The following is a 22,245-nucleotide window of genomic DNA, read 5'->3' on the forward strand; positions in this document are numbered from 1 at the left end:
AGAGCACAACTGCCGCGGCTGTCGCGATGGAATGCCATGCCTATAGTGGCTGCGTCATAGCCAGCCAGGGAGCCAGTACATGAAGTTTGCCAAAGCCTTGATCATCGGTGCGGTCCTGTCCGCAGGGGCCGCCTTCGCCGAGGAGGAACGCACCGATCCCAACGCCATCGCGCGGGCAGAGCTGATGGAAACCATCGGCAAGAACATCGGCATCATCGGTGACATGGCGGGTGGCAAGGCCGCCTTCGATGCCACCGCCGCCGAAGCCGCCAAGGCCGCGCTGGTCGAGGCGACCGGCAAGATCGAGGCCACCTTCAGGGACGAAGGCGCCGCCGACCCCGCCTCGGAGGCCAAGCCGGAAATCTGGGCGAACTGGGATGACTTCCTGAAGAAGGCCCATGCTGCAAGCGATGCCGCCGGCGCGCTGGACGTCGCCTCGGCCGAGACGCTGAAGGCGGGGATGGGCGCGCTCGGCGGGGCCTGCAAGGACTGCCACACCAGCTATCGCGTCATGAAGAACTGACCTGCCCCGGCAGGATGCTAGGGCCCCGGTCGCAAGGCCGGGGCCGTCTCATGTGGGTGCTCAGCCGCAGGTCACGCGCTCGATCACGTCGCGGCGGTCGAGCCAGATGTTCAGCCGGTTCGGGCTATAGTCCATCGTCACCGCCGAACCATGCGGAATCACCCGCACGTCCTGGCTGAAGCGCATCCCGTCCAGCACCACGCCCGGTCGTCCGACCAGATACTGCAACCGGTCCGCACCGCAGCTCGCCATCGGGTCGGGGGGCGTCATCGGCACCGTCTCCACGCAGGCCGCCAGCAGCAGCGGGGCGCAGACGAGCAGGGGAAAGGCATGTTTCATTGCGTCCATCCTTCGTGCCTTGGACATCGAATCCATCATTGCTTTACGCCCGAGTTTGGCACAGGTTCCGGAAAATCTTTAAGGGAGGAAAACCAGATGCGCACTCGTGCAGCCGTCGCCGTCGCCGCCGGACAACCGCTCCAGATCATGGAAGTGAACCTCGAAGACCCGAAAGAGGGCGAGGTTCTGGTCGAGATCAAGGCCACCGGCATCTGCCACACCGACGAGTTCACGCTGTCTGGCGCAGACCCCGAAGGGATCTTCCCCTCGATCCTCGGGCACGAGGGCGCAGGCGTGGTGGTGAAATGCGGCCCCGGCGTGAAGACGCTGAATCCCGGCGATCACGTCATTCCGCTCTATACGCCGGAATGCCGCGAATGCCCCTCCTGCCTGTCCCGCAAGACCAACCTCTGCACCGCGATCCGCGATACGCAGGGCAAGGGGCTGATGCCGGACGGGACCACGCGCTTCTCGATGCTGGATGGCACGCCGATCCATCACTACATGGGCTGCTCGACCTTCGCCAACCACACGGTCCTGCCGGAAATCGCCTTGGCCAAGGTGCGCGATGACGCGCCCTTCGACAAGATCTGCTACATCGGCTGCGGCGTGACCACCGGGGTCGGCGCTGTGCTGAACACCGCCAAGGTGGAACAGGGCGCAACCGCCGCCGTCTTCGGTCTGGGCGGCATCGGGCTGAACGTCATCCAGGGCCTGAAACTGGCCGGGGCCGACAAGATCATCGGCGTCGACCTGAACGACGACAAAGAGGAATGGGGCCGCAAATTCGGCATGACCCATTTCGTCAACCCGACCAAGATCGAGGGCGGCGACGTGGTGGCCCATATCGTCGGGATGACCAGGACGCCTTTCGACAAGATCGGCGGGGTGGACTATTCCTTCGACTGCACCGGCAACGTCAAGGTGATGCGGGCCGCGCTGGAATGCACCCACCGCGGCTGGGGCCAGTCGATCGTGATCGGCGTTGCGCCCGCCGGGGCCACGATCGAGACGCGGCCTTTCCAGCTGGTCACGGGCCGGGTCTGGAAAGGCACCGCCTTCGGCGGCGCCCGCGGCCGGACCGACGTGCCGAAGATCGTCGACTGGTACATGGACGGCAAGATCGAGATCGACAGCATGATCACCCACATCCTGAAGCTCGAGGACATCAATAAGGGCTTCGACCTGATGCACGAGGGCAAGTCGATCCGCGCCGTGGTGGTGTACTGAGGCGCCGGGCGGGGCTTGTCATTCTCCTGACCGGCCCCGCTCACAGATGTCTTTGATGACGAAAACGGAAGCCTCTCTGCTGCGGGCGACGGCCTCCGGCGCGCCCGCCGCTGACCCTCAGCGCCCCTTCGTCCAGCGCCGGTAGGGGCGTTCCAGCCACAGCGTCGCGGCGACCGAGACCGCAATCGACAGCACACCCAGCCCCAGCGTCGCGGCAAGCGAGCCATAGGGCTCCACCCCGGCCTTCCGCAACAGCGTTCCGGCGATGGAAAAGACCAGCAGGTGCAAGAGGTACAGCAGATAAGACGCCTCACCCCAGATCATCGCCCAGTCCGGCACGCGCCAGCGCCCCGCCGCCAGCCCATAGACCAGAGCCGCCGCCGGAAGCCCCGCCACCCAGGCGCGACCCCAGTCGAGGCTGACGCCTGACACGACCGCCGCCAAGCCCAGCGTCCCCAGCGCCAGCGCGGGGACCGCCCCCGCCCGCCAGCCTGCCGAGATGGCCAGCGCGATCAGCCCACCGAACAGGAACTCGATCACGCCGGAATACAGCACCACGCCCAAGGCCGGATGCAACCTCAGCTGCAGGTGCGTCAGGCCGAACGTGACCAGCGACCACAGCGCCAGCGCGACAACCGCCCCGCGCGCCCCGAAGCGGAAATAGGTCGCGGCGAAAAGCAGATAGAACAGCCCCTCGACCGTCAGCGTCCAGGCCACCGCCATCACCTGGTCCGGCAGCGGAAGGAGCAAGACCGACAGCAGGATCCGCCAGGAACCCGGCCATTCCGACCAGTCGCCCTGCATCAGGCCATGTCCGGCCAGCGCCAGCAGCGTCAGCGCCAGCACCGCCCAATAGGGCGGCACGATCCGCCAGAACCTCTGGCGCAGAAACCAGCCCGGCCCCAGGTGGCGGCGTCCCTCCACCGCATGGAAGATCACGAAGCCGCTCAGGACGAAGAACACGTCCACTCCGACCTCGCCGCCTTGGAACCAGCGCAGAAGGCCGGGATCGTGCCCCTCGGCGACCGATGCAGCCTGCAGATGGAACAGGACGACCAGGGTCGCGGCCACGCCGCGCAGCATCTGCAACCCACCGATCATCCGCACCGTCCCTGCCTGCCCCGGCAATGTTGTCCGCCCCGCTCTTCCCAAGTCAACCAAGCGATTGCGCTTTCCTTGCGGCTGCACCTCGGCCACAAAGGGGCGGAAACCGGAGGCCAAGATGCCCGATCCCCGCTCTTCTCGCCTTGCCGTCCTGATCGACGCCGACAACATCCCCGCCCGCCATATCGAGGCGGTGCTGGACGAGATCGCAGGCCTGGGCGAACCCTCGGTCCGCCGCGTCTATGGCGACTGGTCCTCCTCCGCGCTGGCGCAATGGAAGGAAAAGGCCCGCAGCCTGGGCCTGGTCATGCACCAGCAGTCGGCCAACACCAAGGGCAAGAACGCCTCCGACATCGGCCTCGTCATCGACGCGATGGACATATTGCACGCGGGCAAGGTCGATGGCTTCGTGCTCGTCTCCTCCGACAGCGATTTCACCCGCCTCGCCAGCCGCATCCGAGAGGACGGGCTGCAGGTCATCGGCGTGGGCGAGAAGAAGACGCCGGAAAGCCTGCGCAACGTCTGCAACCGGTTCATCTTCCTGGAAAATCTGACCGCGGCCCCGGAAACGGCAGCCGATGCGCCGACCCCGGCAAAGCCCATCAGGGCCGAGAAAGACGCGCCCTCGAAGGCCATTCCCCTGATCCTCGCGGCGATGAAGAAGATCGGCATCGAGGAGGACAGCTATTCCCTCGGCCAGCTCGGCAATGTCCTTGTGCAGCTCTACCCCGATTTTGACAGCCGCAGCTACGGCAGCGCAAAGCTTTCCGACCTGCTGAAACGCACCGGACGCTTCGACGTGCAGAAGGGCGAGGGCAACCACCTGATGGTTCGCGACAAGGCCTAGTCAGAAGATCGTCGCCAGCCAGTCCGCGAACTGGTCCACCGCCGGGCGGCGGGGGACCTTCGGCAGGACCACGGCATAGGTGACAGAGGGCAGGCCGTGGATGGGCAGCACCGCCAGCCGTCCGGCCTTCAGGTCGGCCTCGCAGACGATCTCGGTCGCCAGCATCGCCCCCAGCCCCTGCCGTGCCGCCGACATCTCCAGGTGCGGACTGCCCAGCTGCACCCGCTTCAGCCGGTCAGGATCCAGCCCCGCCCGGCGCAGCTGTTCCTTGTCCCAGGCGCTGCCGGGCCCGTCGAGCCAGGGAATCTCGGCCGGGTCCATCCCCGCCAGCGCCGGCGCGCAGACCGCGAGGATGGGCGTGCTGATCAAAGGCCGGACCTCCAGGCCGGGCGGCGCGGTCCCGTCGTCGTCCAGCACCCGGATCGCCATGTCATAGCCGTCGTGCAGAAGATCGACCGAGGTCGGGCTGGGCGACATCGCCACCTCCACCTCGGGGTGGCGCGCCCAGAACTCCGGCAGGTGTGGCATCACCCGGGTCTCGGCGATGAAGGTGGTCGTCGCGACCCGCAACACGCGCCGCGTCTCGGCCTGCCGCAACGCCGCGATGCCGTTCGACAGGGTGCCGAACCCTTCGTCAAGCGCCTTTGCCAGCTGCGCCCCCGCCTCCGTCAGGCTGACCGTCCGCCCCGCCCGCCGCACCAGCGCCACGCCCAGCTCGCCCTCCAGCCCGCGCACCGCCTGCGTCACCGCCGCATGGGTGACGTTCAGCACCCGGCCGGCTTCCGCAAAGCTGCCGTGCCGCGCGGTGGCGTCGAAGGCCCGCAGGGCCGAAAGCGAGGGCAGATCACGCCAGCGCGACACGTAAGATCACCTTTCGTCCGAAGGAAATTCCTGAGTCGGATCATCGCAGCTTTCGTGGCATTACCATAGTGCCATTCTGCTACGGGACGAAAGCGATGCACGGCGTGAACCTCGATCTTCTCCACCTTGGCCCGCATCATCCCGACGGTCGGTCCAGGGACATCCACGCGCATCATCGGGCCGCGCATCTGGACGACCTTCGCGCCGGGCGACGCGCGAAGTGGCAGGCAGTCCTGGCCCGCGCCATGGCCCTGCTCCGCAAGCCCGCGTCGCCTCACGGCAAGCCGCAAGCCACTTGCCCCTGATTGTTCGCCCGCGACGTCGTCACTCCTCACAGGTGCCATCTGCGAGGAGAGGCCGAAGTCGTTCCCCCATCCGGGAGAAGGCGCCTATTCCACCTCGACCGTGACCCAGGTCTCGAAGCAGACGCCGTTCGCCAGCGCCATCACCCCGATCGTCGCGCGGCCCCCCAGTCCACGCTCGCGCCCGAAGACCTCGACGAACAGGTCCGACAGGCCCGAGGACACCTTATGCACCTCCTCGAATTCCGGTGTGCAGACCACGAAGTTCAGGCTGCGCACGATCCCCTTCACCCGGTCCAGCGACCCCAGCGCCTGCCGGATGCCGCCCAGCACGTTCAACCCCGTGCGCCGCGCCGCCTGATAGCCTTCGTCCACCGTCACATCCCGGCCGAGGCGGCCCTTGTGGGTGATCTCCACGCCCCTCTGCGCCACATGGCCCGACAGGAACAGAAGGCTCCCCACCCGGTGAAAGGGCTTCATCGTGCCGTAATCCGCGCCGTAATAGCCGTCGCGGTCGAAGTCGGGGATGTCGAGGCCCATCTGCAGGGCCAGTTTCTCGGGTGATGTCATGTCGGTCTCCTTCCCCGCCATCCTGCCCCGGCCTGCCGATTCGCCGCCATGGTGAATCGGTTCCGGGACATGCGCGCGTATGTATGGAAGCCATATGCATTCCATACCGGCTCCCGATGCCGGAACTATCCCTGCTCCGGCCAATTAATCCCGCGTCCGCAGGCACTTGGCCCGCCCCGTGCGCCGCCGAACCGCCCCTCTCTCGAAATCCGCATTCAATTGTCGCGGCTCTCTCCCTACCTTGGCCGGAAAGGAGCTTCCCATGACCCCCATTTCCCTTGGCCTCGATACGTTCGGCGATGTCTCGGTCGGCCCCGACGGCCAGCCGCAAAGCATGGACCGCGTTCTGCGCGAGGTGCTGGACCAGGCCACGCTCGCCGACGAAATCGGCATTGATTTCATCGGCCTGGGCGAACATCACCGCCCCGATTTCGCAATCTCCGCGCCCGAGATCGTGCTGGCGGCCATCGCCGGGCGCACGCATCGCATCAAGCTCGGCACCGCCGTCACGGTGCTGTCGACCGATGATCCGGTGCGCGTCTTCCAGCGCTTCTCCACGCTCAACGCGCTGTCGAACGGCCGCGCCGAGCCGATCCTCGGGCGCGGGTCGTTTACCGAAAGCTATCCGCTCTTCGGCCAGGATCTGCACGACTACGACCAGCTTTTCGAGGAACGCCTGGACCTCTTCGCCAAACTCCTGCGCGAGCCGCGTGTCACCTGGTCCGGCCAGACGCGCAGCGCATTGGAAAACCAGCAGGTTTTCCCGCCGCTCGGCCAGCCGATGACGGTCTGGGTCGGCGTCGGCGGCTCACCCGAAAGCGTGGTGCGGGTGGTGCGGCAGGACCTGCAACTGATGCTCGCCATCATCGGCGGCGACGCCAGCCGCTTCGCGCCTTACGTCGACCTCTACCACCGCGCCTGCGCCCAGTTGGGCAAACCGGTGCGGCCCATCGGCGTCCATTCCCCCGGCTTCGTGGCGGAAACCGACGAAGCGGCGCAGGAGAAGCTCTGGCCGCATTATGCCGAGATGTTCGGCCGCATCGGGGCCGAGCGTGGCTGGCCGCCGGTGACGAAGGACCGCTACCTCGCCGAAGTCCACCATGGCGCGCTTTACGTGGGCAGCCCCGAGACGGTGGCGCGGAAGATCGCGAAGACGGTGAAAACCCTCGGGATCCAGCGGTTTGACATGAAATACTCCACCGGCCCGGTGCCGCATTCCGACCTGATGGACTGCATCCGCCTTTACGGCGAGAAGGTCATCCCGATGGTGCGCGAACTCCCGTAGGATGGGCAATATTGACCATCCTACGCCCCAAGATGTAGCGTGCCTCTCTTCGCAGCCAACAACATCTGGCGATGCCGCTCCCGAAACCGTGCCCGGTCCGCTTCGGAATATTCCCCCGCACAGGCCGGGCAACAGACCCCTTCCTCGTAGACCGGAGAGGTCTGATCCTCCGCCACCACCGGCCTCCGGCACGCTCCGCAGACCTTGAGGCCCCCCGGCTTGAGCCCATGTCCGACCGACACCCGGTCGTCGAAGACGAAGCACTGCCCCTGCCACAGGCTTTCCGCCTCCGGCACCTCTTCCAGGTATTTCAGGACGCCGCCCTTCAGGTGGTAGACCTGGTCAACCCCTTGTCCCAGAAGATAATTCGTCGACTTCTCGCAGCGGATGCCGCCGGTGCAGAACATCGCCACCCGCTTGCCCGCAAAGCGCTCGCGGTTCGCCTGCCACCAGTCGGGAAACTCGCCGAAGGCCCGTGTGCCGGGGTCCACCGCGCCGCGGAAGGTGCCGATGGCGACCTCGTAATCGTTGCGGGTGTCGATCAGCACGGTCTCGGGATCGCTGATCAGCGCATTCCAGTCCGCAGCCGAAACATAGTTCCCCACCCGCGCCAAGGGGTCCACATCCGGCTGCCCCATGGTCACGATCTCGCGCTTCAGCTTCACCTTCATCCGCCCGAAAGGCATTGAATCCGCGAAGCTTTCCTTCCACTCCAGCCCGTCGCATCCCGGCAAGGCCCGCACCGCTGCCAGCGCCGCATCCACACCTTCGCGCGTCCCGGCGATGGTGCCGTTGATCCCCTCGGGCGCGAGCAGCAGCGAGCCCTTCACGCCAAGCGCCACGCAGACCTCCAGAAGCCCCGGCTTCAGCGCGGCGGGGTCGGGGAAGCGGGTGAAGTGATACAAAGCGGCAACGGTCAGCATGGCCTCCTTTGCGCCCAAGATCGCGGAATTTCAAGCGCTTCGCTTGACGCACCCCGCCCCCGGACCTAACCAAGGGGGATGACCCCGGGGGAGGCCGCTATGAGACCTGCAAGCGATGCGCTGATCGTGATCGACGTGCAGAACGACTTCTGCCCCGGCGGCGCTCTGGCCGTGGCGGGGGGGGATGAAATCATCAGCCGGATCAACGGGTTGATGGGGGATTTCGCGACCGTCGTCCTGACGCAGGACTGGCATCCGGCGAACCACGCCTCCTTCGCGGCGAACCATCCGGGGGCCGAGCCGTTCAGCCTGACCCGGATGCCCTATGGCCCGCAGGTCCTGTGGCCGACCCATTGCGTCCAAGGCACGAAGGGGGCGGAGTTCCACCCCGACCTGCGCACCGATCCCGCGCAACTGATTGTCCGCAAAGGCTTTCGCCCCCAGATCGACAGCTATTCCGCCTTCTTCGAGAACGACCACCGCACCCCCACCGGGCTGGAGGGCTACCTCCGCAGCCGGGGGGTAACGGCGGTGACGCTGGTCGGTCTCGCCACCGACTACTGCGTCGCCTATTCCGCGCTGGATGCGGCGCGGCTGGGCTTCAAGGCCACGGTGCTGGAAGGCGCCGCGCGGGCCATCGACCTGAACGGCTCCCTCGCCGAGGCACGGGACAAGATGCGCGCGGCCGGCGTCGCGCTGGAGGCGTAAATGGTGGATATCGCGACGCGGGTCTGGGACCACAAGTGGAAGATCGACCCCATCGTGCGGTCGCTGATCGACACGGACTTCTACAAGCTCTTGATGTGCCAGTCGATTTTCCGCAACAAGCCGGACACCAATGTTGTCTTTTCGCTGATCAACCGCTCCACCAAGGTCCGCCTCGCCGACCTGATCGACGAGGGCGAGCTGCGCGAGCAGCTGGACCATGTCCGCACCGTCTCGCTGACGCGGGGGGAAAGCACCTGGCTGCGCGGCAACACCTTCTACGGCAAGCGGCAGATGTTCCGCCCAGATTTCATGGAATGGTTCGAGGGCCTGCGCCTGCCCGCCTATCACCTGGAAAAGCGCGACGGCCAGTTCGAGCTGACTTTCGAGGGCGCCTGGCCCGAGGTCATGCTGTGGGAAATCCCCGCGCTCGCGGTGCTGATGGAGCTGCGCTCCCGCGCCGTCCTGAACGACATGGGCAAGTTCGAGTTGCAGGTCCTCTACGCCCGCGCTATGACCCGGCTCTGGGAGAAGATCGAGCGGTTGCGCAGGATCGACGGGCTGAAGATCGCCGATTTCGGCACCCGCCGTCGGCACGGCTTCCTGTGGCAGGACTGGTGCGTCCAGGCGATGCAGGAGGGGCTGGGGGCCAAGTTCACCGGCACCTCCAACTGCCGCATCGCCATGCGCCGCGACATCGAGGCCATCGGCACCAATGCGCATGAATTGCCGATGGTCTACAGTGCCCTGGCCAATTCGGACGAGGAACTGCGCCAGGCCCCCTACCGCGTGCTGGCCGACTGGCACGAGGAGCACGAGGGCAACCTGCGGATCATCCTGCCGGACACCTACGGCACCGAGGGCTTCCTGAAGAATGCGCCGGACTGGCTGGCGGGCTGGACCGGCATCCGCATCGACTCGGGCGATCCGGCCAAGGGGGCGGAGATCGCGATCCGCTGGTGGCAGGACCGCGGCGAGGACCCCCGCGAGAAACTGGTGATCTTCTCCGACGGCCTCGACGTCGACACCATCGAACAGCTCTATGCCCAGTTCAACGGGCGGGTGAAGGTGTCTTTCGGCTGGGGCACCATGCTGACGAACGACTTCCGCGGGCTGGTCGCCGGGGATGCGCTGGCGCCGTTCAGCCTGGTCTGCAAGGCGTTGTCGGCGAACGGGCGGCCGACGGTGAAGCTGTCCGACAACCCGGCCAAGGCGATGGGCCCGAAGGATGAGATCGAGCGTTACAAGCGGGTCTTTGGGGTAGGCCAGCAGGAGGTGCAGGAGGTTCTGGTCTGACTGCCCTCAGGTGCCGATGAACAGCTCGCCGATCCGGTAGAACAGCGCGCCCATGATCGCCGCCGCCGGGATGGTGATGACCCAGGCCCAGACGATCCGGCTCGCCAGCCCCCAGCGCACGGCATGCACCCTGCGGGCGGACCCGACGCCGACGATGGAGGAGGTGATCGTGTGGGTGGTCGAGACCGGAACGCCCAGATAGGTCGCCGCGAACAGGGTCAGCGCGCCGGCGCTTTCGGCGCAGGCGCCCTGCATCGGGGTCAGGCGGGTGATCTTCGACCCCATCGTATGCACGATGCGCCAGCCGCCCAGCATGGTGCCGATACCCATGATGGTGAAGCAGGACAGCACCACCCAGGCGGGCACGGTGAATTCCTTGTAATAGCCGTTGGCGTACAGAAGGACCGCGATGATCCCGGCGGTCTTCTGCGCATCGTTCGACCCGTGGCCGATCGAGTAGAGCGCAGAGCTGATCAGCTGAAGCCTGCGAAACAGCCCGTCGGTCCGGGCCGGGTTCGCCCGCAGGAACAGCCAGCTGACCAGCACGACCAGAAGGATGCCAAGAACAAAGCCGGTGACCGGCGACAGGACGATGGCAACCAGCGTCTTGGACAAGCCGCCCCAGACAATCGCCGGGAAGCCCGCCTTGGCCACGCCCGCGCCGATGATCCCGCCGACCAGCGCATGCGAGGACGACGAGGGGATGCCCAGCCGCCAGGTGATCACGTTCCAGACGATGGCCCCCATCAGCGCGCCGAAGATCACCGCGTTCGTCACCATGTCGGGGTCGATCAGGCCCGTGCCGATGGTCGAGGCCACCTTTGCCTCAAAGCCGAAATGGTGGCCGATGAAATAGGCGGAAAAGTTGAAGAAGGCGGCCCAGAGCACGGCGACGAAGGGCGACAGCACCCGGGTCGACACGATGGTCGCGATGGAGTTCGCGGCGTCATGCATGCCGTTCAGCAGGTCGAACAGGAAGGCGATGCCGATCAGGAAGACCAGCAGGAAGGTTATCGCTCCGGCATCCATCGCGATGCCCTACACATGCTCGATGACGATGTCGCCCATCACATGGGCCACGTCCTCGAAACGGTCGCAGACCTTTTCCAGCCGGTCGAACAGTTCCGCCCCGATCACGAAGTCCAGCGCCTGGTCCTTCGGCGTCGACTTGAACAGGTCCTTCAGCCCGGTGTCATACATCTGGTCCGACTGTTCCTCGATCCGGCCGATCTCGCCGACCATCTGGTGCAGGCGACCGGAGTTCTTGCCGATGTCGCGCATCAGGGGCAGGGCCTCGGCGACGATGTTCGCCAGAATGATGATCCGGTCGCCCATCGCCCGCATGTTCGGCTGAAAGCTAGCTACGTCATACAGACCCACGGTCTTGCCGGTCTTGTTCATCTGGTCGATGGCATCGTCGATCGCCGAAGACAGGGCCTTGATGTCCGACCGGTCGAAGGGGGTGATGAAGCTGCGGCGGATCGACTGCATCACCTCATAGCTGATCTGGTCGGCCTCTTCCTCTTGTGTCGACAGCCGCGCGCATTTGTCTGCCGTGTCAGGACCGCCGTCGAGGATCGCCCGCAGGGTCTGCGCCGCCTCCTGCGCCTTCCTGGCCTGCGCCTCGAACAGGTCGAAGAAATTGTCCGACCGCGGCATGATGGCCTTGATCAGCTTGAACATGGCGACTCTCCGGGCGTGGACTTGCGTTCGGCGCTTCGACTAGCCGTTCACAAAAGTTTCCGCAATCTGTTACATGAGTGTCACGCGGGTCAGAGAACCTGTTTGGCGACCATGACGGCCCGGGCCAGGTGGCTTTTGTGAATCGGGTCATCGGCTTGCAGCCTGGGCATGGTCCAGCCGACCGAGGCCAGCGTGCGGGCCAGGGTGAAGGCCTGGACCATCGCTTCGTCGGTGGTGCCATAGCCCGCCATCAGCGCGGCACGAAGCTGCGGCTGCTCCGGGAGGTAGACCGTCTGCACCAGAGCGGTGCCGAGGTCATGAAGCCGGAAGCCGAAGCCTGAATCGTCGAAGTCGATCAGCGATACCGAATGGCCGTTCACCAGCACGTTTTCGCGCAGGACGTCGGCGTGGATCAGACCGAGTTCGCCGGACAGGCGTTCGCGCAGGGCATCGCGGGCGCGGATCAGGGCGGCGCGCTGGTCTGGGGCGGCGGTGGGATGCTCCCAGAAGCGGCCCCAGTGCGGCTGCTCACCGACCAGGCCATCGAGATCCCAGCGCGGGCGGGTGAAGCCGTCGGGCAGGGCCAGCCGGTCGGTCGTCCGGTGAACGCGGGCCAGAAGCTGGCCGAGGGAGTGGTAGGCGTCCAGAACCTCGGGCAGCGGGTGGGTGAAGGGCTTCGCCGCCTCGCCCAAAGCCTCGCCGTCCATCCAGGCGATGACCGAGGCGTGGCGGCCATCGGCCAGCGGCACCAGCAGCCGCCCGTCCAGCGCGGGCAGGGCGGCGGGGACTGGCAGGCCCGCGCGGGCCAGTTCGGCGCACCACCACAATTCGGACCGGATCGCGGCGGACGACTGGTAGCCCGCCCGATGCAGACGCAGCGCGGCGCGGTCTCCCGAGGGCAGGATGCATTCGCAGACGTGGTTCTCGCGGTCACGCAGGGTGCGGATGACGCGGGCGCCCCAGGCCTGGGCGGCGGATTCGAGCGGAGTCATTCTTCGTCACCCACCTTGCCGCGCAGCGCCTTGACCTCGCCCCGCTGGGTCTTCGCCGCGATCCGGCGGCGCTGGCTGCCCAGCGTCGGTTTGGTGGCGATCCGCCGTTTCGGCGCGACCAGCGCGGCGCGGATCATCTCGACCAGCCTTTCCCGCGCGATGTCGCGGTTGCGGGCCTGGCTGCGGGTTTCGTCGACCTGAAGCACGATCGCGCCTTCGGTGGTCCAGCGCCGTCCGGCCAGCTTCTTCAGCCGCGCCTTCACGCCGGGCGCCAGATGTGGCGACCTTTCCGCCTCGAAGCGCAGTTCGACGGCGGTCGAGACCTTGTTGACGTTCTGCCCGCCGGGGCCGGAGGCCCGCATGAAGCTTTCGCTGAGTTCCCATTCGGCGATGGCAAGGGTTTCGGTGACATGCAGCATGGGTCAGATCGGGTTACAGGGCGGGCTCAATTCTTCGCAGAAGAATTGTGTATCGGGGCGGGAGAAATAGAGAAAGGGTTGCCCTGCTCAGGCAACCCTTTCCGAGATCCAAGGAGATGGGCCAGTTAGGCATCCAAATCCAATCGGTGGTTTATTTTCCAGGGGCTGCCCTTAGAAAATACGCCCTCCGACTGTCCCGACACCTCTCTCCAATATCACTCTAGACACTGGATCACCTCCTTTCAAATGGTTGCCGATAGGGGGAGCGTGACACAGATTTTGTGTTTGTCAAAACAAATCACGCAACCCTTGTGGCAAGCTTCGCGAGTGCCAATCGAAAAGGCAACAATGCCACCACGGCAAGCAGAAGCTTGACCAGCCAGTCCCCCATCGCCAGCGAAACCCAGAACGGTGCCTCGGACCCAAAGCCCAGAAGCGGTGCCGGCTGAGTGGCCCAGGAGGTATCGACGCCGGGTTCCAGAAGGCTCAGCGTGGCCGAGAAGGCGATGGTAAAGAAGATCGCGGTGTCGAGGGTGGAGGAAATCACCGGCGAGATCAGCGGCGCCTTCCACCACAGGCCCCGACGGAAGCGGTTGAAGATGGTGATGTCCAGAAGCTGGGCCGCAAGAAAAGCCGTGCCCGAGCCAAGCGCGATGCGGAAGGTGACCAACGGGCCGAACTCGCCCTGGATCTGCGTGCCGATGAAGGAACAGACGATCCCGGTCAGAAACCCCGCCAGCACCACCTTGCGGGCGGCGGCAGAGCCTTCGAAGCGGTTCACGATCTCGTTCACCAGGAAGGCGAAGGGGTAGGTGAAGGCGCCCCAGGTGAGGAAGGCCCCCAGGGGATATTGCACAAGGATGTTCGAGGCGACGACGATGATCGCCATGGCGATGACGCCGGGCAGAAGGATGCGCATTCGGTTTTCCGTTTTGACAAGGTCGCGGAGACTTGGCCCCCGGAATGGGGGCGGGCGCGATCTATGCCGATGGAAAGCTCAAGTCAACCTAGTCCGAGGCCAGCACGGCTTTGCACTGCTTCGGCAGGTCGGCCATGGTGAATTCGCGCGGCCCCTTCTTCTTGGGCGCTTCCTCGTCCTTCGGCTTGTTCGGATCGGCCTTCGGCGGGTTCAGGTAGTCGGTCACCCACCACATCAGCGTGTCGTCGCAGCCGTCGCCGCCTTTCGACAGCTCGGCCACCGTGGGGCTTTGCGTCTCGCACAGCCGCGCGCCCTTGGGGCATTTCAGGCGGACATGGAAATGCGTGTCATGCCCGGCGATGGGCCGGATCTTCTGCAGCCACTTCTTGTCGCGGGCCTTGGCGGTGCGGCACATCTCGATCTTCACCGCCGCCGCCACGAAGATGCGGTCGACGCGCGGGTCGAGCGCGGCCTGCTTCAGCAATTCGCGGTGGACCTTCGTCCAGTTCTCCGTCACCGACCGCTGGTCGGCCGAGCGGACGGGGATCGAGCTGATCGCCTCGCGTTCCGCCGCGCTCAGGCTCAGGCTGCGCGGCGGCAGCATCCAGATGTCGGCGTCCAGCCCGATCTGGTGGCTGGCATGGCCCGAGGTCATCGGCCCGCCGCGCGGCTGGCTGATATCGCCGATGTAAAGCCCCTTGCCGAAGCCGATCTCGCGCGCCGTGGCCGAAAGGTCCATCAGGAACTGGACCATCACCGGCTGGCCGAAGTTGCGATGTCGCGACAGCCGCATTGCCTGCCAGGTCGGCCCGGTCTCGGGCAATTCCACCAGCCCGGCGGCGCAGCCCTTGGCATAGCTGCCGATGGGCATGGCATCCTGGGCCGAGGGCGCCTGCATCGCCCCGAACAGCTTGTTGGCCAGCTTCTCGGCCTGAGCCGGCGCTGCAAGAAGCAGCGACAGCAGGAAAACGCGGGTCAGGGTCATGCGGGCATTTCTCCTTTCGGCCGGACCCAGACTAGCAGGACCAGTCCGAGGAGGAACAGGACGATCAGCGGCGAAAAGCCGATGCGCTGCGATCCGCTGATCCCGGTGACGAGCGCGATGAGCGCGGGCGCGATGAAGCTTGCGACCTTGCCCGACAGGGCGAACAGACCGAACGCTTCGGTCGCGCGATCCGGCGTGGTGTGGCGCACCATCATCGTCCGGCTTGCCGCCTGCAAGGCGCCGCCCGCCGCGCCGATCAGCGCGCCGCAGAGGAAGAGGATGTCGTCCGAGGCCTTGCCCGCCGGGTCAAGCGGAATGCCCCAGACCTGTTCGCGCGTCATCCCGACCAGCACCGCGCAGACGAGGATCAGCACCACGATGCAGGCGGCGATCACAGGTTTAGGTCCCAGCGCCCGGTCGATCTTGCCACCGATCCACGAGGCGATCACCGCCGCCGCCGCCCCGACGATGCCAAAGATTCCGATCTGCCCGATGCTCCAGCCCAGCACGCCCTTCGCGTAGACGCCGCCAAAGGCATAAAGCGCGTTCAGCGCATCGCGGTAGAGAAGCGAGGACAGAAGATACGCCTTCAGGCTGTCGCGGTAGCGCAGCGAGACCAGCATTTCCTTGACCTGTCCGATGGCGCGGCCAAGCCCGATATGCGCGGCGGCGGTGCGGGGTTCCTTCACCCAAAGGAAGAAGGGGATCATGAAAAGGATGTACCAGAGCGCGGTGAACGGGCCGACGAACCGGGTCCCGATCTGGGTCTCCGCGTCTTCGCCCAGCAGCGGGGGCAGGCCAAGATAGGTTGTCCCGGTTTCTGGATTGGCCACGAAGATGCCCAGCATGACGACAAGGGCGACAAGCCCGCCGAGATAGCCGAACGCGAAGCCCGAGCCGGAAATGGCGCCAAGCTCGTCATGGTCCGACAGGCTGGGCATCAGCGCGTTGGTGAAGATGGTCGCGAATTCCATCCCGATGAAGCCGATGCCGAAGAACGCAACGGCCCAGATCAGCACGTCGAGCTCACCGCCGGGCGCGACCCACCACAGCGCCCAGGCGCCCACGACGTAGAAGGCCGAGAAGATCCAGACCCAGATCAGCCGCCGCCCGGTGCTGTCGGCCATGGCCCCCAGGATCGGGGCAAGGATGGCGATCACCACGGAGCTCGCGGCGATGCCCCAGCCCCAGAAGCTTTGCGCCGCAGCGGCCGAGGCATCGGGGTCAAGCCCCTCGCCCAGGTAGTAGCCGATGGCGATCTCGGTGAAGTAGGGGCCGAAGATGAAGGTGAGAAGCAGTGTGTTGTAGGGCTGGCTGGCCCAGTCGAAGAAATACCAGCCCCAGATCCGCTGCCGTGCGCTCGCCATGCCTGCCCCCTGTTTTTTAAGCGAAGTGAACCCGGAAACGCGGGGCGGCGCAAGCGAAGGCTATGCCGGGTGGCGACGACCGCCGATCAGGCCTGGCGCTCGGGCGGCCAGGGCCGGGTGGCATCCGCGGCGATCCAGGCCTTGACCCAGCCCGGCAGGTCCGGGCTTTCGGTCGAAACCCCTGCCGCCTTCGCCAGTTCCGGCGGCGGCACGATCCCGGCTTTCGACACGATGGCCGACCGGATCAGCACCTGCGAGGTGCAGTCTCGGCCCTTCCACATCGACTGTTCCATGTAGAGGAAGCGGTCGTCCCAGCCGAGGCAGCGGCTGTAGGTCGTGAGCTTCGAGAACACCGTCACCCGCTTCCGGTAGCGGATCGAAGAGCCCGCCACCGTCATCCCCCAGCCCTTCGCCTTCAGGATACCGTGGATGCCGGTGCGTGCACCAAGCGGCAGGCGCCCCAGGTCGTAAATCGTCAGCGTGCGCCCGTTATTCAACTCGACCCAGGGGTCCAGGTCCCAGGGCCAGCACAAGTGATGGCTGACATGGGTATCGAAAAGACCGAGCGGCGGCATCGACCTCGCGCGGGCCAGTTCCTTGAACATGCGCAGGAAAGGATACATCTGGGCCTCCGGGTTCCGCGCCCGGACTGGCGCGGCATCGACGCTTCGTCAAGCGGAACGCTGCGGAAGCCATTGCCCTTGGCCGGTCCTGCCGTTACCTGTGGCGAAATCCAGATGGAGTGCCCGATGACCTCGCTCTACCAGATCCTGATGCTGATCCTGCAGGTGGCGCAGTTCCTGATCCTGGCGCAGGTGATCATGAGCTGGCTGGTCAACTTCCAGGTGCTGAACATCCGCCAGCCGCTGGTCCGCCAGATCTGGGATGCTTTGAACCGGCTGCTGGAACCGATCTACACCCCCGTCCGCCGGATCCTGCCGCCGATGGGGGGCCTCGACCTCGCGCCGCTGGTGGTGCTGATCGCGATCTACGCCTTGCAGATCGTCCTGCGGAACAACGTCGCCGCCTTCCTCTGAGCCGCGGCGTGGACGGCGCAGCGCAGCTTCTGCATTCGGTCTTCGGCTTCCCGGACTTCCGCCCCGGCCAGGCCGAGATCGTGCAATCGGTGCTGGAGGGGCGCAACACCCTGGCCATCATGCCAACCGGCGGCGGCAAGTCGCTGTGCTTCCAGCTGCCCGCCTTGTGCCGGGATGGGGTGACAGTCGTCATCTCGCCGCTGATCGCGCTGATGCGCGACCAGGTCCGCGCCTTGCGGGCGGCGGGGGTGGAGGCCGGGGCGCTGACCTCGGGCAATACCGGGGAAGAGACGGAAGAGGTCTTCGCCGCCATCGACGACGGGCGGCTCAAGCTCCTCTACATGGCGCCGGAGCGGCTGGCCTCGGCTGGGGCGCTGGCGCTTCTCAGGCGGGCGAAGTGCAGCCTCATCGCGGTGGACGAGGCGCATTGCGTCAGCCAGTGGGGCCACGACTTCCGCCCCGACTACCTGCGGATCGGCGAACTGCGCCGCAGCCTGCGGGTGCCCTTGGCCGCCTTCACCGCCACGGCGGACGAAGAGACGCGGGCCGAGATCGTCACCCGCCTTTTCGACGGTGAGCCTCCCGTCACCTTCCTGCGCGGCTTCGACCGGCCGAACATCCATCTGGCCTTCGCCGTCAAGGACAAGCCGCGCGAGCAGATCCTGCGCTTCGCCGCCGCCCGTCGGGGCCAGTCCGGCATCGTCTATTGCGCGACCCGGGCCAAGACCGAAACCCTGGCCCAGGCGCTGCGCGAGGCGCGGCACGAGGCTGTGGCTTATCATGGCGGGATGGAGGCCGACGAACGCCGCCGGGTCGAGACCCGCTTCCAGCGCGAGGACGGGCTGATCGTGGTGGCGACCATCGCCTTCGGCATGGGTATCGACAAGCCCGACATCCGCTGGGTGGCCCACGCCGACCTGCCGAAGTCGATCGAGGGCTATTACCAGGAAATCGGCCGCGCGGGCCGCGATGGCTCGCCCGCCGAGACGATGACCCTCTACGGCCCCGACGACATCCGCCTGCGGCGGAGCCAGATCGACGAGGGCGCCGCCCCGCCCGACCGCAAGGCCGCCGATCACGCCCGGCTGAACGCGCTGCTGGGACTGGCCGAGGCTTTGGGCTGTCGCCGCCAGGTGCTGCTCGGATACTTCGGAGAGGCGGCGGAGCCCTGCGGCAACTGCGACCTCTGCGACCGCCCGGCGCTGCTGTTCGACGCGACCGAGGCTGTGCGGAAGGCGCTGTCGGCGATCCTGCGCACGGGGGAGTGGTTCGGGGCCGGGCATCTGATCGACATCCTGACCGGCTCGGCGACCCAGAAGGTGCGGGAGAAGGGGCATGACCAGCTTCCCACCTTCGCTGTGGGGCGTGAGCTGTCGAAACCCGCCTGGGGCGCGGTCTTCCGGCAGATGATGGGGCGCGATCTGGTCCGTCCCGATCCCGACCGCCACGGCGCGCTGCGGATGACGGAAGCGGCGCGGCCCGTGCTGCGGGGCGAGGCGAGCGTGACGCTGCGGCGCGATACGGTCGCGGCGGCGGGGGAGCGGGAGCCGGTGGTCCGCGCCCAGGTGGCCGAGGAGGATATGGGCCTCCTCGCGCTTCTGAAGGCGAAGCGGCGGGCACTGGCCGAGGCGCAGAATGTGCCGGCCTATGTGGTCTTTCCCGACAAGACGCTGATCGAGATGGCGGAGAGAAAGCCCGCCACGCTGGACCAGATGGCCGGGATCACCGGGGTCGGGGCGAAGAAGCTGGAAAGCTACGGCGCGGCCTTCCTGGAGGTGATCACCGGGGCGGCGGAGGGGCTGCACCCGGCCCGGATGCGGTTGGCCGGGCGGCCGGAGGGGGCGCTGTTCGACCGGCTGGCCGAGGTTCAGCTTGCGCTGGCGCGGGGCGAGGACGGGACGGGGAAATATATGACCTGCTCGCCCGCGACCCTGCGGGCGGTTGCCGAGCGGCGACCCTCGACCCTGGGGGAGCTGGTGGCGATCCAGGGGATGGGGGACGCCAAGGTGGAGCGGTTCGGGGAGGCCTTCCTGACGGTCCTGCGCGAGGGGTGAGGCCGGGCTGCCCGCGCGCGGGCAGGTTTTTCGATGTAATGAAATCAATGACTTGAGCGCGGGCGGTAACGATCTGGAAAGGATTGCCAGCAGCCCGTTCGGGCACGATCCTTCGCAGAAGGATCGTGCTCAGGCGGCGTTTTCGGCGACCGCGACTGGCGGGCGCGCCTCGGGCGGGCAGTATTCGGCCAGCGCACCTTCGATGGCGGTCTTGCGCAGCGGTTTCGTCAGGTAGCGGTCGATCCCGGCGGCGAGGATCGCCTCGGCATCGCCTTCCATTGCATGGGCGGTCAGCGCGACGATGGGAACCTGCGAGCCCAGCGAGCGGATGGTGCGGGCGGCTTCCTTGCCATCCATCTCGGGCATCGAGATGTCCATGAAGATCAGGTCGGGCTGGAAGCTTCCGAACATCTCAACCGCGATGCGGCCGTTGTCGGCAAAGCGCAGGTCGAGATCCATGTCGCGGACCATCTTCTGGAACACCAGCTGGTTGGTCCGGTTGTCCTCGGCCGCCAGCACCCGCATCTGGCGCCGCTCGGTCAAAAGGAGCGGCGGGAGGGCGGCAGGCTCGATCGGGGCCGGTGCGGTCAGGCCCTGGAGGTGGCGATAGAGGTCCGAGCGCAGGATCGGCTTTTGCAGGATCGCGGCGAAGTCATGCGCGAGATTGCCAAGGCCCATGGGGTTGGACGACAGCAGCATCACCGGCAGCTTATGCCCCGCGACGCGGATATGGTCCAGAAGCTGGACCCCGTCCATCTCGGGCATGGCATGGTCGGTCAGCACCACGTCATAGGCGGGGTCTTCGGCCAGACGCTCCAGCACTTCGGCACCCGAGCGGCAGAGCGTGACCTCGATCCCGCAGGGGGCGAGCTGGCGTTCCAGAATGGTGCGGTTGATGAACTGGTCGTCGACGGCGATGACGCGCTTCACGGCGACCGGCACCTGCACCGGGGCCGCATCCTCGGCCACCGGCAGGGTCACGCGGAAGCCGAAGCTGGAGCCGGTGCCGACATCGCTGTCGACCCAGACCGCGCCGCCCATATGTTCGATCAGGCGGCGGGTGATGGCGAGACCCAGCCCGGTGCCCTCGAACTTGCGGTTGCGCTTGTCCTCGACCTGGTTGAACTCGCCGAAGATGTGGTCGAGGTAGTCCGGCGCGATGCCGATGCCGGTGTCTTCCACCGTGACATGCAGGGTCTGGGTGCCCTCGCCTTCCTCCACCCCCACCACGCGGGTCAGGACATGGCCCTTTTCGGTGAACTTCACCGCATTGCCGATCAGGTTGGTCAGCACCTGCCGCAAGCGTCCCGGATCGCCGATGAAGCGGGTGGGCAGGAACATGTCGAAGTCGATCATCAGGTCGATGCCCTTTTCCCGCGCGCGGGGCTGCAGGAGCATCGTCACCTCATGGATCGTGCGTTCCAGATCGAAGGGCTCGGGGCGCAGCGTCAGGCGTTCCGCCTCGATCTTGGAATAGTCGAGGATGTCGTTGATGATGACCAGAAGCGCCTCGCCCGAGGAGCGGATGGTTTCGGCAAACAGGCGCTGTTCTTCGGAAAGCGCGGTGTCGCACAGAAGCTCGGCCATGCCGACGACGCCGTTCATCGGGGTGCGGATTTCGTGGCTCATGTTGGCAAGGAAAGCGGATTTGGCGCGGTTCGCGGCCTCGGCGGCCTGGCGGGCGGCTTCCAGCTGGGCCTGCTGCTCGCGGATCGTGGTGATGTCGGTGCGCAGACCGACCCGGCCGCCATCCGGGGTGACATGGTCCGATTCCAGCACCACCCTGCCATTGGCGAGCGTGTTTTCCGCGATGGTGTCGGCGGCGCGGAAATGGGCGAGCCGGTCGGCCAACCAGTCCTCCTCGCGCCCGACGGCATCGGGGACATGGCCGTTCTGCAACCCGTGGCGCAGGAGATCCTCGAAGGTGACGCCCGGCTGCATGATGGGGGCGGAGTCAGGGAACATTTCGCGATACCGTTGATTGCAGGCCAAAAGACGTTCCTCCCGGTCAAAGAGAACGAAGGCATCGGGCAGGACGTCGATGGCGGCCCAGATGCGCATCTGTTCGGTGATGTCGATGGCGAGGCAGACGAGATCGCCATCGCGGGCGCGGCGTTCCTGGACCTTGACCCAGGTGCCGTTGCGCAGTTTCAGGGTGACGGGTTCGATCGGGTCGCCCTCGATCCGGGCGAGCATCCGGGCGGTGAAATCATCGGGGGATTCGTCCCCGAGATCGATGATGGTTTCGGCGGACTGGCGGATGATGTCTTCATAGGGGCAGCCGGGGGCGATGATTTGGCCGAAGGGGCCAAGCCAGGCTGCATTGGCGCTGACGAGGCGCTTGGCGCTGTCGAAGACGGCGAATCCGTCGTTGATGGTTTCCAGCGCGTCCCACAGCCGGCGTTCGGCCATGACGGCGGCGGTATGGGCGCGGTCGAGGTCTTCGACGAAGCGGAGATTCTGGTCCTTTAGCACCTCGGCCTGTGACAGCGCGGATTTCACCACCTGGCGCTGTTCGACGATCTGGTCCGAGAGGGACCGGGCGTGGATGGCAAGCTTTTCGTTGGCGGCGAACAGCTCCCGGCTTTTCTGTTCCAGAAGGCGTTCGGCCGCCAGCCGCGCGCGCCGTTCCCTGAACAGACGTTCCGAAAGATCCATCGCTTCCCAGCCGACATTCTGCCTGTTGTCCGGGGCGCGGCGGGCCGCAACATCCGGTTTTCGCGACTAGCCTCGCAAGCCAAGATGAACCAAGGCTTAACGTCGAAGGGATTGGGGTGCGCTTGCCATTCTGTGGCTGGGCATGC

Annotated in this window: 22 protein-coding genes; 8 read left to right on the plus strand and 14 right to left on the minus strand. The window is 66.3% G+C overall.

Going from position 1 to position 22,245, the window contains the following annotated elements:
• The first annotated feature begins 79 nt into the window (after nt 1-79).
• Nucleotides 80-523, plus strand: coding sequence for a c-type cytochrome (locus tag V7Q39_RS01890; RefSeq protein ID WP_333814564.1), 444 nt, complete (start codon nt 80-82; stop codon nt 521-523).
• A 60-nt stretch (nt 524-583) separates the two neighbouring features.
• Here V7Q39_RS01890 and V7Q39_RS01895 read toward each other — a convergent pair whose 3' ends face one another.
• Nucleotides 584-862: an I78 family peptidase inhibitor gene (locus V7Q39_RS01895; protein WP_333814565.1), complete on the minus strand. Its 279-nt coding sequence runs from the start codon at nt 860-862 to the stop codon at nt 584-586.
• Nucleotides 863-958: 96 nt separating this feature from the next.
• On the opposite strand from V7Q39_RS01895, the gene V7Q39_RS01900 reads away from it, so the two are divergent.
• Nucleotides 959-2,092: an S-(hydroxymethyl)glutathione dehydrogenase/class III alcohol dehydrogenase gene (locus tag V7Q39_RS01900; RefSeq protein WP_333814567.1), complete on the plus strand. Its 1,134-nt coding sequence runs from the start codon at nt 959-961 to the stop codon at nt 2,090-2,092.
• Between the two features lie 117 nt (nt 2,093-2,209).
• Here the strand turns inward: V7Q39_RS01900 and V7Q39_RS01905 are convergent, their stop codons facing one another.
• Nucleotides 2,210-3,193, minus strand: a complete 984-nt coding sequence (locus tag V7Q39_RS01905) for an acyltransferase family protein (protein WP_333814600.1) — start codon at nt 3,191-3,193, stop codon at nt 2,210-2,212.
• 121 nt (nt 3,194-3,314) lie between these two features.
• Here V7Q39_RS01905 and V7Q39_RS01910 point away from each other — a divergent pair, with 121 nt between their 5' ends.
• Entirely contained in the window at nt 3,315-4,043 is a 729-nt protein-coding gene (locus V7Q39_RS01910; protein ID WP_333814569.1) for an NYN domain-containing protein, read from the plus strand.
• Here V7Q39_RS01910 and V7Q39_RS01915 read toward each other — a convergent pair whose 3' ends face one another.
• Nucleotides 4,044-4,904 (minus strand): LysR family transcriptional regulator, encoded by an 861-nt coding sequence (locus V7Q39_RS01915; RefSeq protein WP_333814570.1) that lies wholly within the window; start codon nt 4,902-4,904, stop codon nt 4,044-4,046. It lies immediately after the preceding gene.
• A 389-nt stretch (nt 4,905-5,293) separates the two neighbouring features.
• Nucleotides 5,294-5,776 carry a RidA family protein gene (locus V7Q39_RS01920; RefSeq protein WP_333814572.1) on the minus strand — a complete coding sequence of 161 codons (483 nt, stop codon included), beginning with the start codon at nt 5,774-5,776 and terminating at the stop codon, nt 5,294-5,296.
• Between the two features lie 262 nt (nt 5,777-6,038).
• Between V7Q39_RS01920 and V7Q39_RS01925 the strand changes: the two genes are divergently transcribed.
• Complete coding sequence (locus tag V7Q39_RS01925; RefSeq protein ID WP_333814573.1) at nt 6,039-7,061, plus strand: LLM class flavin-dependent oxidoreductase; 1,023 nt, start codon at nt 6,039-6,041, stop codon at nt 7,059-7,061.
• Nucleotides 7,062-7,081: 20 nt separating this feature from the next.
• Here V7Q39_RS01925 and trhO read toward each other — a convergent pair whose 3' ends face one another.
• A complete protein-coding gene (gene trhO / locus V7Q39_RS01930; RefSeq protein WP_333814574.1) occupies nt 7,082-7,984 on the minus strand; it encodes an oxygen-dependent tRNA uridine(34) hydroxylase TrhO in 903 nt (300 codons plus the stop codon).
• A 99-nt stretch (nt 7,985-8,083) separates the two neighbouring features.
• On the opposite strand from trhO, the gene pncA reads away from it, so the two are divergent.
• Both pncA and pncB read left to right on the plus strand, forming a co-directional pair.
• Nucleotides 8,084-8,692, plus strand: a complete 609-nt coding sequence (gene pncA / locus V7Q39_RS01935) for a bifunctional nicotinamidase/pyrazinamidase (RefSeq protein WP_333814575.1) — start codon at nt 8,084-8,086, stop codon at nt 8,690-8,692.
• Nucleotides 8,693-9,985: a nicotinate phosphoribosyltransferase gene (gene pncB, locus V7Q39_RS01940; protein WP_333814577.1), complete on the plus strand. Its 1,293-nt coding sequence runs from the start codon at nt 8,693-8,695 to the stop codon at nt 9,983-9,985.
• A gap of 6 nt (nt 9,986-9,991) precedes the next feature.
• Here the strand turns inward: pncB and V7Q39_RS01945 are convergent, their stop codons facing one another.
• From V7Q39_RS01945 to V7Q39_RS01980, 8 genes are all read right to left on the minus strand, one after another.
• Complete coding sequence (locus V7Q39_RS01945; protein ID WP_333814579.1) at nt 9,992-11,014, minus strand: inorganic phosphate transporter; 1,023 nt, start codon at nt 11,012-11,014, stop codon at nt 9,992-9,994.
• A 9-nt stretch (nt 11,015-11,023) separates the two neighbouring features.
• The gene (locus V7Q39_RS01950; RefSeq protein ID WP_333814581.1) at nt 11,024-11,668 is read right to left on the minus strand and encodes a DUF47 domain-containing protein; all 645 of its coding nucleotides are present in this window, start codon (nt 11,666-11,668) and stop codon (nt 11,024-11,026) included.
• 89 nt (nt 11,669-11,757) lie between these two features.
• Nucleotides 11,758-12,660 (minus strand): phosphotransferase enzyme family protein, encoded by a 903-nt coding sequence (locus V7Q39_RS01955; protein ID WP_333814583.1) that lies wholly within the window; start codon nt 12,658-12,660, stop codon nt 11,758-11,760.
• Nucleotides 12,657-13,079, minus strand: a complete 423-nt coding sequence (gene arfB, locus V7Q39_RS01960; protein ID WP_333814584.1) for an alternative ribosome rescue aminoacyl-tRNA hydrolase ArfB — start codon at nt 13,077-13,079, stop codon at nt 12,657-12,659. The genes V7Q39_RS01955 and arfB overlap by 4 nt, the downstream gene beginning before the upstream one ends.
• Nucleotides 13,080-13,377: 298 nt before the next feature.
• Nucleotides 13,378-13,998, minus strand: a complete 621-nt coding sequence (locus tag V7Q39_RS01965; RefSeq protein ID WP_333814586.1) for a queuosine precursor transporter — start codon at nt 13,996-13,998, stop codon at nt 13,378-13,380.
• 88 nt (nt 13,999-14,086) lie between these two features.
• Nucleotides 14,087-14,983, minus strand: a complete 897-nt coding sequence (gene mepA / locus V7Q39_RS01970) for a penicillin-insensitive murein endopeptidase (RefSeq protein WP_333814587.1) — start codon at nt 14,981-14,983, stop codon at nt 14,087-14,089.
• Nucleotides 14,980-16,350 (minus strand): MFS transporter, encoded by a 1,371-nt coding sequence (locus tag V7Q39_RS01975; protein ID WP_333814588.1) that lies wholly within the window; start codon nt 16,348-16,350, stop codon nt 14,980-14,982. The genes mepA and V7Q39_RS01975 overlap by 4 nt, the downstream gene beginning before the upstream one ends.
• 86 nt (nt 16,351-16,436) lie before the next feature.
• A complete protein-coding gene (locus V7Q39_RS01980) occupies nt 16,437-16,973 on the minus strand; it encodes an acyl-CoA thioesterase (RefSeq protein ID WP_333814589.1) in 537 nt (178 codons plus the stop codon).
• A gap of 126 nt (nt 16,974-17,099) precedes the next feature.
• On the opposite strand from V7Q39_RS01980, the gene V7Q39_RS01985 reads away from it, so the two are divergent.
• Nucleotides 17,100-17,387, plus strand: a complete 288-nt coding sequence (locus V7Q39_RS01985; RefSeq protein WP_333814590.1) for a YggT family protein — start codon at nt 17,100-17,102, stop codon at nt 17,385-17,387.
• Between the two features lie 8 nt (nt 17,388-17,395).
• The gene (recQ, locus tag V7Q39_RS01990) at nt 17,396-19,441 is read left to right on the plus strand and encodes a DNA helicase RecQ (RefSeq protein ID WP_333814591.1); all 2,046 of its coding nucleotides are present in this window, start codon (nt 17,396-17,398) and stop codon (nt 19,439-19,441) included.
• 129 nt (nt 19,442-19,570) lie between these two features.
• Here the strand turns inward: recQ and V7Q39_RS01995 are convergent, their stop codons facing one another.
• The gene (locus V7Q39_RS01995; protein WP_333814592.1) at nt 19,571-22,099 is read right to left on the minus strand and encodes a hybrid sensor histidine kinase/response regulator; all 2,529 of its coding nucleotides are present in this window, start codon (nt 22,097-22,099) and stop codon (nt 19,571-19,573) included.
• Nucleotides 22,100-22,245: the final 146 nt, after the last annotated feature.

Origin of the sequence: Tabrizicola sp., from assembly GCF_036781545.1 — a bacterium.
Taxonomy (GTDB): domain Bacteria; phylum Pseudomonadota; class Alphaproteobacteria; order Rhodobacterales; family Rhodobacteraceae; genus Tabrizicola.